The organism is Pseudomonas sp. LBUM1655, from assembly GCF_059716085.1.
Genome location: NZ_CP166801.1, coordinates 5,312,264 through 5,326,512, shown reverse-complemented (window position 1 = coordinate 5,326,512; position 14,249 = coordinate 5,312,264). Strand labels below are relative to the sequence as shown.

Annotated in this window: 11 protein-coding genes; 7 read left to right on the top strand and 4 right to left on the bottom strand. The window is 58.9% G+C overall.

The features are described from left to right. Positions 1 to 2: 2 nt before the first annotated feature. Genes ACA074_RS23875 through thiO form a run of 4 tightly spaced genes read left to right on the top strand, consistent with a single transcriptional unit; the run spans position 3 to position 5,133 of the window. Positions 3 to 482, top strand: a complete 480-nt coding sequence (locus tag ACA074_RS23875) for a pilus assembly PilX family protein (protein ID WP_497677923.1) — start codon at positions 3 to 5, stop codon at positions 480 to 482. Next, positions 469 to 3,558 carry a pilus assembly protein gene (locus ACA074_RS23870; RefSeq protein WP_489879975.1) on the top strand — a complete coding sequence of 1,030 codons (3,090 nt, stop codon included), beginning with the start codon at positions 469 to 471 and terminating at the stop codon, positions 3,556 to 3,558. The genes ACA074_RS23875 and ACA074_RS23870 overlap by 14 nt, the downstream gene beginning before the upstream one ends. Before the next feature lie 15 nt (positions 3,559 to 3,573). Then, the gene (locus ACA074_RS23865; RefSeq protein ID WP_497677922.1) at positions 3,574 to 3,975 is read left to right on the top strand and encodes a type IV pilin protein; all 402 of its coding nucleotides are present in this window, start codon (positions 3,574 to 3,576) and stop codon (positions 3,973 to 3,975) included. 57 nt (positions 3,976 to 4,032) lie between these two features. Further along, entirely contained in the window at positions 4,033 to 5,133 is a 1,101-nt protein-coding gene (gene thiO, locus ACA074_RS23860) for a glycine oxidase ThiO (RefSeq protein WP_497677921.1), read from the top strand. A gap of 57 nt (positions 5,134 to 5,190) precedes the next feature. Here the strand turns inward: thiO and ACA074_RS23855 are convergent, their stop codons facing one another. The 4 genes from ACA074_RS23855 to ACA074_RS23840 all read right to left on the bottom strand — a co-directional run bounded on the left by ACA074_RS23855 (position 5,191) and on the right by ACA074_RS23840 (position 9,489). Further along, complete coding sequence (locus ACA074_RS23855; RefSeq protein WP_497677920.1) at positions 5,191 to 6,537, bottom strand: sigma-54-dependent transcriptional regulator; 1,347 nt, start codon at positions 6,535 to 6,537, stop codon at positions 5,191 to 5,193. Next, a complete protein-coding gene (locus ACA074_RS23850) occupies positions 6,534 to 8,123 on the bottom strand; it encodes a sensor histidine kinase (RefSeq protein ID WP_187679259.1) in 1,590 nt (529 codons plus the stop codon). The genes ACA074_RS23855 and ACA074_RS23850 overlap by 4 nt, the downstream gene beginning before the upstream one ends. After that, positions 8,113 to 8,346 carry a PP0621 family protein gene (locus tag ACA074_RS23845; RefSeq protein ID WP_262410350.1) on the bottom strand — a complete coding sequence of 78 codons (234 nt, stop codon included), beginning with the start codon at positions 8,344 to 8,346 and terminating at the stop codon, positions 8,113 to 8,115. Before ACA074_RS23845 ends, ACA074_RS23850 begins: the two co-directional genes overlap by 11 nt. 126 nt (positions 8,347 to 8,472) lie before the next feature. Continuing rightward, entirely contained in the window at positions 8,473 to 9,489 is a 1,017-nt protein-coding gene (locus tag ACA074_RS23840) for an outer membrane protein assembly factor BamD (protein ID WP_497677919.1), read from the bottom strand. 151 nt (positions 9,490 to 9,640) lie between these two features. Here ACA074_RS23840 and rluD point away from each other — a divergent pair, with 151 nt between their 5' ends. The 3 genes from rluD (at position 9,641) to clpB (ending at position 14,016) form a co-directional block, all read left to right on the top strand. Further along, complete coding sequence (rluD, locus tag ACA074_RS23835; RefSeq protein WP_401268484.1) at positions 9,641 to 10,603, top strand: 23S rRNA pseudouridine(1911/1915/1917) synthase RluD; 963 nt, start codon at positions 9,641 to 9,643, stop codon at positions 10,601 to 10,603. Then, positions 10,600 to 11,322, top strand: coding sequence for a peptidoglycan editing factor PgeF (gene pgeF / locus ACA074_RS23830; RefSeq protein ID WP_497677918.1), 723 nt, complete (start codon positions 10,600 to 10,602; stop codon positions 11,320 to 11,322). The genes rluD and pgeF overlap by 4 nt, the downstream gene beginning before the upstream one ends. Before the next feature lie 129 nt (positions 11,323 to 11,451). Further along, entirely contained in the window at positions 11,452 to 14,016 is a 2,565-nt protein-coding gene (gene clpB / locus ACA074_RS23825; protein ID WP_401268480.1) for an ATP-dependent chaperone ClpB, read from the top strand. Positions 14,017 to 14,249 lie beyond the last annotated feature (233 nt).

The window sequence follows — 14,249 nt, the reverse complement described above, 5'->3', positions numbered from 1 at the left end:
CGATGAGGATTTCTCTCCATCAACGTCAGACCCAGCGCGGCATGGTGTTGCTGGTCAGTCTGGTGTTTCTTTTGTTGCTCACAGTGATTGGCCTGTCGTCGATGCAGAGTGCCAACCTGCAGGAGAAAATGGCCGGCAGCGTGAGCCTGCGCAACCAGTCGTTCCAGACCGCCGAAGCGGCGTTGCGGGTCGGCGAGAGTGCGGTGCAACTGGACAGTTATTCGTTGGCCGTATGCAGCGGCACGACGCAATGTGCGCCGCCTGCGGAGTCATCGGTGGTCAGTGCCGCAGGGCTCAATTCGGCGTCCGGCGTGACCTGGATCGCCGCCGGGAGCGGGTTCTATGGCGTGCAGAACATCGGCACGACGCTGACCGCGGTGAATGTGCCGAGCAACACCTCGGCGACGCTGTATCGAGTGACCGCTGTCGGGATCGTCGGCACTTCGCGTAGCGTGGTGGAGAGTGTCTATGCGAAGTATTGAACGCTACAAATCGCTGCTGATCGGTATGTTGCTGAGTTTCTATCTGACGGCGCCTGCCTATGCATTTACGCCGTCCGATTCGCCGCTGCTGAGCGCTGCGGCAGTGGCGCCGAACGTCATGCTGCTGATCGATGACTCGGGGAGTATGAACAGCATCATTTATGCAGCGGGATTCGATCCCACCGAAGACCGAACGCCGGCCCGGGAGTGCAATGCATTCCTCGGGTTGTGCTCGGCCCTGAATGCGCCAGCGATTACCGGCGATACCGTGTTTTTATCGAGCCTTCCAACCTCCGGATGCTCCGGTGGGGCGTATGCGTTCTACAACAACAGCCTGGCGCCGCTGTGTCTGAAACTGCCGGACCCGGTGGGCAACGGCAACACGCGTTACTCAGGGGATTACATTGCCTACGTGGTCAGTCTTGCGATCAACAACGGCACCCGCGACTTCACCAATGGGGCGATTCCCAACGATTACCGCATCAACGTTGCGCGCAACGTCTCCACGGCACTGGTCACAAGCAACAGGACGTTGCGCATCGGTCTGTCGACATTCAACCCGGCCACCAACAACAACTCGGGCAATGGCGGATACATCGCCCGCACCATCACCGACATGTCACCGGTTTCCGGCAGCGTGACCCAGGGCCAGGCCGATACCAACTACAACGCGCTTATTTCAGCCATTAACAATCTGAGTGCCGTGGCCAACACGCCATTGGCGGAAACCTATTACGAAATCACCCGCTACATGCGCGGCATGGCGCCGTATTACAACAACACGCCGAATACTTACACCAGCCCGATCCAATACCGTTGTCAGAAGAATTATGGCGTGGTGATTACCGACGGTTTGCCCACCTTTGACCGTACCTTCCCGAGCAACGACCCGCTGGGCGGCAACCGCTTGCCGAACTGGGACGGCGTCAACAATGACGGCAATAACCTCAATGGCGACAGCGAGGGCAACACGCTGTATCTGGACGATATCGCCAAGTTCGCTTTCGATATCGACATGCGTTCGACCGGCAATGATGCGGCGGGCAAGAGCTGGAACGCAGTGGATTTTCCCAAACAGAACATGAACACCTACACCGTGGGTTTCGCTGCTGACAACGACATGCTCTCTGATGCGGCGAGTTACGGGCAGGGCAAGTACTATCAGGCGACTGACGACACAGGCCTCAACGCCGCCTTGTCATCGGCTCTGAGCGATATCACCTCCAAGGCCGGTTCTGGCGGCGCCGGTGTCGTTAGCGGAACCACCTTGAGCAGTAACAGCAATTTCTTTCAGACCACCTATGACCCCAAGGATTGGCGCGGCACTATCAAGTCTTTTGGCTTCACATCGGCGGGGGCGCTGAACACGTCTACTGCAATCTGGAGCACTGACACGACCATTGTGCCGGGTGCCACCGCACCGACTTATCAATCGTGGAACACTTCCAGCAACGCTGCTGTGACACTGGCATACGGTAACTTTTCCGCAGCGCAACAGACGACGCTCAGCCAAGGCCTGCCCACCGGCATCACGGGTATCGATCTGGTGGAGTGGAGCAAGGGCACCAACAAAACCGGGCTGAAGGTCCGCAGCGTCTTGTTGGGCGACATCATCAACTCGCCACTGGTGCTGGCATCGCCAACGGACAAGACCGCCTCCGATCTGTCGGGCGACACCACCTACAGCACTTACCTGGCGACCAAAGCAGCGAACATGAATACCAGTCTGGTGGTGAATGCCAATGACGGATTCGTCAACGTCATCAACTCGGCCAACGGCACTCGACGTTACGCTTACATGCCGTCCAGTGTTTTGCCGTCTCTGCGGCTGATTGCCGATCCGACCTACATCAATGGTGTCAGCCATAAGTTTCTGGTCGACGGCCAGGTCGGGGTGTTTGACGCCCAACTCAACAGCGCCTGGAAGACTCTTGCCATCGGTGGCACCGGTGCCGGTGGCAAGACGTTCTACGCGCTGCAACTGTTCGACGCGTCGGCCGGTAATGTTTTACGCGCACTTTGGGAAGTCAGTGCGCCAACGACAGCAAACACCTCCAACGTTTTTAATGATCTGGGTTATGCCTACGCGCGGCCGGAAGTGGCACGCTTGGCCGATGGTCGCTGGGCGGCGTTCATTTCCAACGGCTACGGCAGCAACTCCGGCGTGGCAGCGTTGTACGTGCTGGATGTGCGCGATGGCTCGCTGATCAAGAAAATCGTGATCGACAGTTCAGAAACCACCAACGGTCTGTCGTCGGTGAAGCTCAAGGTCAATTCGCAAAATGTGGTGCAGGCTGCTTACGGCGGTGACTTGAAAGGGCGGTTGTGGAAGTTTGATCTGAGTGCCACGTCGACGGACAGCTGGGGCGTGGCGTTTTCCGGCAAACCGCTGTTCACCACGGCGGGCGGCGCGACTCAGCCGATCACCGCGCAGCCACTGCTGGCGGACAATTCGCTGGGCGGCAAACAGATCTTCGTCGGCACCGGTAAATTCAACGAAACAGCCGACAAGACCAACAAGGATTTGCAGGCGTTCTATTCGGTGTGGGATGCCGATGGCGGCTCGGGACAGCTCACCGTCAGCAGTTTGCAGCCACAGGCGATAACCGGTTCATTCTCCGGCAGCTCCGGGCAATTCCTGACCACAACGCAGAATGACACGACCTATCCGGGGGAGAAGGGCTGGTACCTGCCGCTTGTGTATAACAACGTGCTGACCGGCGAGCGAGTCATCAATCAAGCGAATATCGTGCTTGGCCGTATCGTCTTCACCACCGCGAGTGTCGACACCACAGACCCCTGTGCGAGTCTCGGTACGGGCAAACTGGTCGAACTCGATGCGTTCAGCGGTAAGATGCTCAACTACGCCGTGATCGACACCAATTCCGACGGCCTGGTCGACAGCAATGACACGATCTCCAGCGGTGTGATATTCACTGGCGGCAATCCGACGGTGAACTTCATCTCCAGTGACGGGAAGCGCAAGGGAGTGACCGACTCCAGTGGCAACATCACGATCGTTGTAGAAAAGGGCGGCGGCGGTAGCCGTCGTATCATGTGGCGACAAATACAGTAAGTGAGAGTTTGAGGCATGCGCAGATCCAACCGAGGCTTCACCCTGATCGAAATCATGATCGTGATTGCGATCATCGGGATCATGCTCACCATTGGCATTCCAAGCTATACCGAATACGTGAAGAAGGGTCGGCGCGCCGAAGTTGTATCGCTACTGTCGGAACAGGCGCAGAGCCTCGAACGTTTCTACACCAGAAACAATCTCTACACCGGCATCACTGGTCTGAGTGCGGGCAACGATTTCTACACCATCACGCCGACGATCACTGACCAAACTTTCCTGCTGACTGCCACACGCAAGTCGGGCACGGCCATGTCCACCGACAAGTGCGGGGATTTCACCTTGACCAATACCGGCGTCAGAAGCATGAGCAATGCGACTACCGGGCTGACCACCAAGGATTGCTGGGGCCGCTGAGGCGTATTCTTTCGGGCGCCTTTTGCGCCCACTGTCTTTTTTACGGTTGGATCAAACATGACCAGGCAACAGCAAGTGGTGATTGTCGGTGGCGGGGTGATTGGCCTGCTGACCGCCTACAATCTCGCCTCCGAAGTGGGCAGCGTAGTGCTGCTGGATCGCTCGAACGTCGGCCAGGAATCGTCCTGGGCGGGCGGCGGCATCGTTTCTCCGCTGTATCCGTGGCGCTACAGCCCGGCAGTCACCGCGCTGGCGCATTGGTCGCAGGATTTTTATCCACAGCTCGGCGAGCGATTGTTTGCTGATACCGGTGTAGATCCCGAGGTTCACACCACAGGCCTGTACTGGTTGGATCTGGACGACGAAGCCGAAGCGCTGGCCTGGGCTGAGCGGGAGAACCGGCCCCTGCGGGCAGTGGATATCTCGGCGGCCCATGACGCGGTGCCGGTACTTGGCGGTGGCTTCTCGCGGGCTATCTACATGGCTGATGTGGCCAACGTAAGAAACCCGCGTCTGGTGAAGTCGCTGAAAGCGGCATTGCAGGCGCTGCCGAACGTGATCATTCACGAGCAATGCGAAGTCAGTGGATTTGTCCGTGAAGGCGAGCGGGTTGTTGGTGTGCAAACCGCCACTGGCGTGATCAAGGGCGATCAGGTGGTGCTGACGGCAGGTGCATGGAGCGGTGATTTGCTCAAGACGCTTAACCTGACGCTGCCGGTGCAGCCAGTCAAAGGCCAGATGATCCTCTACAAATGCGCGACTGACTTCTTGCCTAGCATGGTGTTGGCCAAGGGCCGTTATGCGATTCCGCGTCGCGACGGGCATATCCTGATCGGCAGCACGCTGGAACATGAGGGCTACGACAAGACGCCGACCGATGTTGCGCTGGAAAGCCTGAAAGCCTCGGCGGTGGAGTTGTTGCCAGCGCTGGCGGAGGCCGAAGTGGTCGGGCATTGGGCCGGGTTACGTCCGGGTTCGCCTGAGGGGGTTCCTTATATTGGCCGAGTGCCGGGGTTTGATGGCTTGTGGCTCAACTGTGGGCATTACCGAAATGGGTTGGTGCTGGCGCCGGCGTCATGTCAGTTGTTTGCCGATGTGATGTTGGGGCGCACGCCGATTATTGATCCGGCGCCGTATGCGCCAGAAGGCCGCATCTAGCCAGATACCCTCTGGTGTCTGTTAGGCCTCATCGCGGGCTTGCCCGCGATGAGGCCCTCAATCCAGACCGAGTTTTTTCAGCCTGTAGCGCATCGACCTGAACGAAAGACTCAACCGTTGCGCCGCCGCCGTGCGGTTCCAGCGGGTCTCCTCCAGCGCCTGCAGGATCAGTTTGCGCTCGACGCTCTCCAGGTAATCCTCCAGATTGTCGATCTGCGTCAAATCCGCAATGCCGCCATCCGCCGCGCAGTTGCCTTCGCTCAAGCGCAGGTCTTCAGCCTCGATCACGCGGTTCTCACACAAGGTGTGCGCGCGTTCGAGAACGTTCTCCAATTCCCGCACATTGCCCGGAAAGCGATAATTTTTCAGCGCTTCCAACGCCTGCGGATGCAGGCGCGTAGCTGGTTGCCCGGTGTCTTTGGCCAAGCGCTGGAGCATGTGAGCCGCCAGCACTTCAATGTCATCGCGGCGCTCGCGCAGGGACGGCACGCGCAGTTCAATCACGTTGAGCCGGTAATACAGATCCTGGCGAAAACGCTCGGCGGCAACTTCTGCATCGAGATCCTTGTGAGTGGCACAGAGTATTCGTACATCAACCACGGTTTCCTGCTGGCCGCCAACGCTGCGCACGGCTTTTTCCTGAATCGCCCGCAGCAACTTGACCTGCATCGAGAGTGGCAAGTCTGCCACTTCATCAAGAAATAACGTGCCGCCGTGTGCGGCCTGAAACAGCCCCGGCTTGTCCTCGACCGCGCCAGTGAAACTGCCTTTGCGATGGCCGAAAAACTCGCTTTCCATCAGCTCCGAAGGAATCGCCCCGCAATTGACCGGCACAAACGGTTGGCCGGCACGCGGGCCTTGTTCGTGAATCAATCGCGCAACCAATTCTTTGCCGCTTCCGGATTCGCCGCTGATGTACACCGGCGCCTGACTGCGAGCCAGTTTATCGATTTGCTTGCGCAGCGTGCGCATCGGTAATGAATCGCCAAGCAATCGTCGATCAATCGAGACAGAAACGCCGCCCACCGCCGGCATGCGCAGCGCTGTTGCGACCAGTTCGCGCAATCGTGTGAGATCCACCGGCTTGGTGAGAAAGTCGAACGCACCGGCCTTCAGCGCGTTGATCGCCGTTTCGAGGCTGCCATACGCGGTAATCATCGCCACCGGCAACTGGGGATAACGATGCTGGATGTGCTGCACCAGTTCCAGCCCCGTGCCGTCGGGCAGGCGCATGTCGGTCAGGCACAGGTCAAAGGCCTCGCGCTGCAGCAACGCTTGGGCTTCGCCAAAATTGCGTGCGCTGAAGGTGTCGAGTTTCATCCGTCCCAGGGTGATTTCCAGGAGTTCGCGAATATCCGGTTCGTCGTCGACGATGAGGACTTTTTGCCGTGGGCTCGTGTTCAACTTTGTTTCCGTCCGTGAGCAAAGGTGATGCGAAAGCAGCCGCCGCCTTGGCGTGATTTGAAGTCTAGGCGCGCCTGATTGCTTTCGCACAGCTCACGGGACAGATAAAGCCCAAGGCCGGTGCCCTGGCTGCTGGTAGTGAAGAACGGTTCGAACAGATGAGCCTGTTCATCGAGCGCCACGCCGGGGCCGTTGTCCTGCACTTCGAGCACTGCCAGCTGGCTGTCGAGATCCATGAACAGATACAGCCATACTTCAGCATGCTCATGCAGCAGGGCGCTGTGGCGCCAGCCGTTGCGTAGCAGATTGTCGAGAATTTGCGTGAGCTGGTTGGGGTCCATCAGGGTGGTGAAGTCGCCCGAGTTGATCCGCAGATGGATCTGCTGGCGCTCGGTGGCCTGTTCGCGGCTTTCGGCGACAAAGTTTTCCAGCCACGGCTTTAGATCCAGCCGTTGCGGGGCGCTCTGTTGGCGGCGGGACAGTTGCAGGACGTTTTCGATGACTCGGTTCATGCGTTGGGAGTGATCTTGAATGATCTGCGTCAGACGCCGATCCGCGCCATCGAGTTCCTCGGATTCCCCCAATAGCTGTGCGGCGTGACTGATGGCCCCCAGCGGATTGCGAATTTCGTGGGAGATACCGGCTGTCAGGCGCCCGAGCGCGGCGAGTTTCAGTTGTTGGGCCTGTTGGGCGATTTGTGCGAGGTCTTCGAGAAACACCAGTGTCTGTTGATTGGGGCTCTGTTCGAGGGCGATGAAGCTTGGCTGCAGTTCCAGGCCGTTGCCGGGGATTTTCAGGCTTTGCGGGCGCAGGGTCGGGTTGTTCATCCACAGTTGCAGGCGATCGACTAGCGCGGGCGAATAATCGTCGATCAAATGGCCTTGAAGGTGCGATTGCGCGAGCAAGGTCTGGGCGCTCTGATTGGCCAGTTGGACGCGGCGCTGTTCGTCGAGCACCAGGATCCCGGTGCGCATGCGTTGCAGAATCAGCGCGTTAAGGGCTTCAAGGCCGACCACCTCGCTGGCCCGTCGCTCAGCCAGAGTTTCACTGACTTCAAGGCGCCGGATCAGACCCTGGACCAGCAACGAGGCAGCAAAACACAAAGCACCGAGGGTGCCCGCTTGCAGGTATTCATTGGCGCTCAGCGGATGGCTGAAGTTGAGCAGAAAACTAAAACCGACAATACCGAGCGCAGCGATAGCGGCAATCAGCAGGCCTATGCGTCGGCGCAGCAGGGTGTTGCTGATCGCCACCGAGACCACCAGCAAATTGCCGAGGGCACTGGCGACACCGCCCGCCGCGAAGAACAAACCGCACAACAGCAGCACATCGACAAGGGCCAGGCTGAACAGTTGCGCGGGCCGCCGGGTGTTTTCAAGAAACACTACCAGAAGAATGTTCAGCACCAGATAAAGCCAACTGCCGCCGCGCAGCAGATCGTCGTTGGCCGACGTCAGCAGGCGGTTGTCCATGTTGCTGGAGATCAGCAGCACCAGGGTGATGCCGACACTTAAACGGTAGAGATGATAAAGGCGCAGCAGACGCTGAGCCTGTTTGCTGTCGGCGTTGGCGGCCTCAGCGATCACTGGAACCAGGGCCTTGCTCAAGATGAGCCTGGCTGCAATACCACTGTTGTTGAAGGTTCAGCGCACGGTCGCGGGGCAGGTGCACGCCGCAATGGGCACAGCGCACCATCGGCGCGGCGTCTTGCTCGCGGGGAGATTGTGCGGATGAGGCGGGGGCCTTGAATTTACGCCACAACCATATCGCAGCGAAAATCAGGGCAATCCAGAACAATAAACGAAGCATGATGAGCGGCTTTTCGACTGATGATCCGGCAGTTTAGCCAAGGACATGACAAGCGCACAGCCTATTAAAGCGCGGTCATGAAAAAGGGAGATCCGAAGATCTCCCTTTTCTGTGCATCCGGTGTGATCAGTCGAACACGCCGAAAGTCATGTAGCTGAACCAGGAACGGTCGGTGTCGCTCGACTCTGGCTCCGGCTCTTCGATCACGTCACCGTTCTCGTCTTTAGGCTTCAGCTCGTTCGGGATCGCGTCTTTCGCGTCCTGGAACTGCTTCTGCACGTCCTGGTTGGCGCGGGTCTCTCCCGGCGGCAGCGGTGGACGCGATTCGATCAGACCCAAAGTTGCCTTGCTCAGGAACGAACGGTTGTCGGCTTCGGCAACCCTTGGCACGAACTGGCCATCTTGCAGGCTAGGGTGGTTCGGGTAGTTGAGCTTCAGGGTTTCCAGGCTGCTGGCCGCCAGTTCGTTCAGGTGCAGACGCTGATAGGCTTCGGTCATCACCGCCAGGCCGTCACCGACCGATGGGGTTTCCTGGAAGTTTTCCACGACATAACGACCACGGTTGGCAGCGGCAACGTACGCCTGACGGGTCAGGTAATAGTCGGCCACGTGGATTTCGTAGGCCGCCAGCAGGTTGCGCAGGTAAATCATGCGCTGCTTGGCGTCCGGCGCGTAGCGGCTGTTCGGATAGCGGCTGGTCAGCTGGGCGAACTCGTTGTAGGAGTCGCGGGCAGCGCCCGGGTCACGCTTGGTCATGTCCAGCGGCAGGAAGCGCGCCAGCAGGCCGACGTCCTGGTCGAAGGAAGTCAGACCTTTCAAGTAATACGCGTAATCCACGTTCGGGTGCTGCGGATGCAAACGAATGAAACGCTCGGCGGCGGACTTTGCAGCTTCCGGTTCGGCGTTTTTATAGTTGGCGTAGATCAGCTCCAGCTGTGCCTGATCGGCGTAGCGACCGAACGGATAACGCGACTCCAGAGCCTTCAGCTTGGCTGTGGCGCTGGTGTAGCTATTGTTGTCCAGGTCAGTCTGAGCCTGCTGATACAGCTCGGCTTCGCTGAGGTTTTCGTCTACGACTTCCTTCGATGAGCAAGCAGCGGTCAATGCGAGGATGGCGATCAGCAGCAGGTGTTTCACTTGCATGGCGGCTTGCGTCCCTATGACGGCCGCTGTCTTGGGCGGGGCCGTCCTGTTATGATGAGCGCCCCGTTGAAAAGCCTCGGGGCAAAAGACGCCGTATTTAACCACAAGCGCGCAGCCGAAACCAAAAGCTGTGCCGACGCCCAGTCAGAGCATGTCCGATAAAATTGAACTTCGCGCAGAGGTGCCGTCCGAATTGGGCGGCCAACGCCTCGATCAAGTCGCCGCCCAACTCTTCGCTGAGCACTCACGCTCGCGCCTTTCCGCCTGGATCAAAGAAGGTCGCCTGACTGTGGACGGGACGGTCATCCGCCCGCGCGACATCGTGCATGGCGGTGCCATCCTTGAGCTGACTGCCGAGCAGGAAGCCCAGGGCGAGTGGATCGCCCAGGACATCGAGCTCGACATCGTCTATGAAGATGACGACATTCTGGTGATCAACAAACCTGCGGGCCTGGTGGTGCATCCGGCTGCCGGTCACGCCGATGGCACCTTGCTCAACGCCTTGCTGCACCACGTGCCGGACATTATCAATGTCCCGCGCGCCGGTATCGTGCATCGTCTGGACAAGGACACCACCGGTTTGATGGTGGTAGCCAAGACCATTCAGGCGCAGACAAAGCTTGTGACTCAATTGCAGAGTCGCAGCGTGAGCCGGATCTACGAGTGCATCGTGATCGGCGTGGTGACCGCCGGTGGCAAGATCAACGCCCCGATCGGCCGTCACGGCCAGCAGCGTCAGCGCATGGCAGTGATGGAAGGCGGCAAGCCTGCCGTCAGCCACTACCGCGTGCTGGAGCGTTTCCGTTCCCACACCCATGTACGGGTGAAACTGGAAACCGGTCGTACCCACCAGATCCGTGTTCACATGGCGCACATCAACTTCCCGTTGGTCGGCGATCCGGCGTACGGCGGTCGTTTCCGCATTCCGCCTGCTGCGAACCTGAACATGGTCGAAACCCTCAAGAACTTCCCGCGGCAGGCTCTGCATGCGCGTTTCCTTGAGTTGGATCATCCGACGAGCGGTGAGCGCATGAGCTGGGAGTCTCCGTTGCCGGAAGACTTCGTCTGGCTGCTGACCCTGCTCAAGCAGGATCGCGAGGCCTTCATCGGATGAACTGGCTGACGCCGGACTGGCCTGCGCCGGCCAGCGTCAGGGCCTGTGTCACCACCTGCGAGGGTGGTGTCAGCGAGGCGCCGTTCGACAGCCTCAATCTGGGCGATCATGTTGATGACCGCCCGGAAGCTGTCGCCGAGAATCGTCGGCGTCTGACTGAACACTTCTCTATAAAGCCTGCCTGGTTGCAGCAAGTGCACGGGATTGCCGTGGCGCATGCGGATCCTGCCGTTGTTGCGACTGCCGACGCCAGTTGGACAGCCACCCCGGGCATCGCCTGCGCTGCAATGACGGCTGACTGCTTGCCAGCGCTGTTCTGTGATCGCGACGGTACCCGCGTTGCGGCGGCTCATGCCGGTTGGCGCGGTCTGGCGGCAGGTGTGCTCGAGGCCACACTCGACACGCTCGATGTCCCGGCGCAAGAGGTTCTGGTCTGGCTCGGCCCAGCCATCGGCCCACAAGCCTTTGAAGTCGGCCCGGAAGTTCGGGAAGTCTTCATCAATCAATTGCCCGAAGCGGCAAGCGCCTTCGTGCCGAGCCACAATGCTGGCAAGTTCATGGCTGACATCTATTTGCTGGCGCGCCTGCGACTGGCAGCGCGTGGTGTCACAGCGGTTTACGGTGGCGATTTCTGCACCGTGACCGATCCGCGCTTCTTTTCTTACCGCCGTGCATCTCGCACTGGTCGGTTCGCCTCCCTGATCTGGCTGACCCGCTAGACTTGCCTGACCTGCATCAACTCTCCGCCGCTTGAATCTCGCAGAATCGACCGCATCTACAGTGGTATCTGGCAGGTTTCTTTATTCAGGATGGTTTTAGGTCCGGCCTGCTCAAAAGGAAGGTGACCCATGCGTATAGACCGTTTAACCAGTAAATTACAGTTGGCATTATCCGACGCCCAATCGTTGGCTGTCGGCCACGATCATCCGGCCATCGAGCCGGCGCACTTGATGCAGGCCATGCTTGAACAGCAGGGTGGTTCGATCAAACCCCTGCTGATGCAAGTGGGTTTTGACGTCAACAGCTTGCGAAAAGAGCTGACCAAAGAGCTCGATCAATTACCGAAAATCCAGAACCCCACCGGCGACGTCAACATGTCGCAGGATCTGGCGCGCCTGCTCAATCAGGCTGACCGTCTGGCCCAGCAGAAGGGCGACCAGTTCATCTCCAGCGAACTGGTGCTGCTCGCCGCGATGGACGAAAACAGCAAGCTCGGCAAGTTGCTGCTCGGCCAAGGCGTGAGCAAAAAGGCCCTGGAAAACGCGATCAACAACCTGCGCGGTGGCGACGCCGTCAATGATGCCAACCACGAAGAGTCGCGTCAGGCGTTGGACAAGTACACCGTCGACCTGACCAAGCGTGCCGAAGACGGCAAGCTCGATCCGGTGATTGGGCGTGACGACGAAATTCGTCGCACCATTCAGGTTCTGCAACGCCGCACCAAGAACAACCCGGTGCTGATCGGTGAGCCTGGCGTGGGTAAAACCGCGATTGCCGAGGGTCTGGCCCAGCGCATCATCAACGGCGAAGTGCCGGACGGCCTCAAGGGTAAGCGTCTGCTGTCGCTGGATATGGGTGCGCTGATTGCGGGTGCCAAGTACCGCGGTGAGTTCGAAGAACGCCTGAAATCGCTGCTCAATGAGCTGTCGAAGCAGGAAGGGCAGATCATTCTGTTCATCGACGAACTGCACACGATGGTCGGCGCGGGCAAGGGCGAAGGCTCGATGGATGCCGGCAATATGCTCAAGCCAGCGCTGGCGCGTGGCGAGTTGCACTGTGTCGGCGCGACCACACTCAACGAGTACCGCCAATATATAGAGAAGGACGCGGCACTTGAGCGGCGCTTCCAGAAAGTGCTGGTGGATGAGCCAAGTGAAGAAGACACCATCGCGATCCTGCGTGGCCTCAAGGAGCGTTACGAGGTCCACCACAAGGTTGCGATCACTGACGGCGCGATCATCGCGGCGGCCAAGCTCAGCCATCGTTACATCACTGATCGGCAGTTGCCAGACAAAGCCATCGACCTGATCGACGAGGCTGCCAGCCGTATCCGCATGGAGATCGACTCCAAGCCGGAAGTGCTTGATCGTCTTGAGCGTCGCCTGATTCAGTTGAAGGTCGAATCACAGGCGCTGAAGAAAGAAAGCGATGAAGCGGCGATGAAGCGTCTGGAAAAACTCCAGGAAGAAATCGTTCGTCTTGAGCGTGAGTATTCGGATCTGGAAGAAATCTGGAACTCGGAAAAAGCCGAGGTACAGGGTTCTGCGCAGATTCAGCAGAAGATCGAACAGTCCCGTCAGGAACTGGAAGCCGCACGCCGTAAAGGTGATCTGAACCGCATGGCCGAGTTGCAGTATGGGGTGATCCCGGATCTGGAGCGCAGCCTGCAAATGGTCGACCAGCACGGCAAGAGCGAAAACCAGTTGCTGCGCAGCAAGGTGACTGAGGAAGAGATCGCTGAAGTCGTGTCGAAGTGGACGGGCATTCCGGTGTCGAAAATGCTCGAAGGCGAGCGCGACAAGCTGATGAAGATGGAAAGCCTGTTGCACCAACGTGTGATCGGTCAGGACGAAGCGGTAGTGGCGGTGGCCAACGCGGTACGGCGTTCCCGCGCCGGCCTGTCTGACCCGAACCGTCCAAGTGGCTCGTTCATGTTCCTCGGTCCGACCGGTGTCGGTAAAACCGAGCTGTGCAAGGCGTTGGCCGAATTCCTCTTTGATACTGAAGAGGCGATGGTGCGGATCGACATGTCCGAGTTCATGGAGAAACATTCCGTGGCTCGTTTGATCGGTGCGCCACCGGGATACGTCGGTTACGAAGAGGGCGGTTATCTGACCGAGGCGGTTCGGCGCAAGCCTTACTCGGTGATCCTGCTGGACGAAGTCGAGAAGGCGCATCCGGATGTGTTCAACATTCTGCTGCAAGTGCTTGAGGACGGGCGTCTGACCGACAGCCACGGCCGTACGGTGGACTTCCGCAACACTGTGATCGTCATGACCTCGAACCTCGGTTCGTCGCAGATCCAGGAACTGGTCGGTGACCGTGAAGCCCAGCGTGCAGCTGTAATGGATGCGCTGACGTCGCACTTCCGGCCGGAGTTCATCAACCGGGTCGACGAAGTGGTGATCTTCGAGCCTCTGGCGCGGGATCAGATCGCGGGCATTACCGAGATCCAGTTGGGCCGTCTGCGCAGTCGTCTGGCCGAGCGTGAGCTTAAGCTGGAGCTGAGCCCGGAAGCGATGGACAAGTTGATTGCTGTCGGTTACGACCCGGTCTATGGCGCTCGTCCTTTGAAACGGGCGATCCAGCGCTGGATCGAAAACCCGCTGGCGCAGTTGATCCTGTCGGGGCATTTCCTGCCCGGCGCGACGGCGACCGGTGCCGTTGTGAACGACGAAATCGTTTTCAACTGAGCCGCAGCGTCAATGAAATAGGGAAGGCCTCGCATTGCGAGGCCTTTTTTTCGCCAGGCTGTTGAACTCAAAGGAAAAGGCTTGTAAAGTGCGCCCCGCAGTCAGTCACCCACAAGGTTTCAGCTCACTGAGCAGGAATCTGAAATAAGTTGCAAATCATTAACTTGAAAGCAATTTAGGGGGTTGACAGAGGTGATCTAGGTTGTAGAATAGCGCGCCTCAGACACACGAAC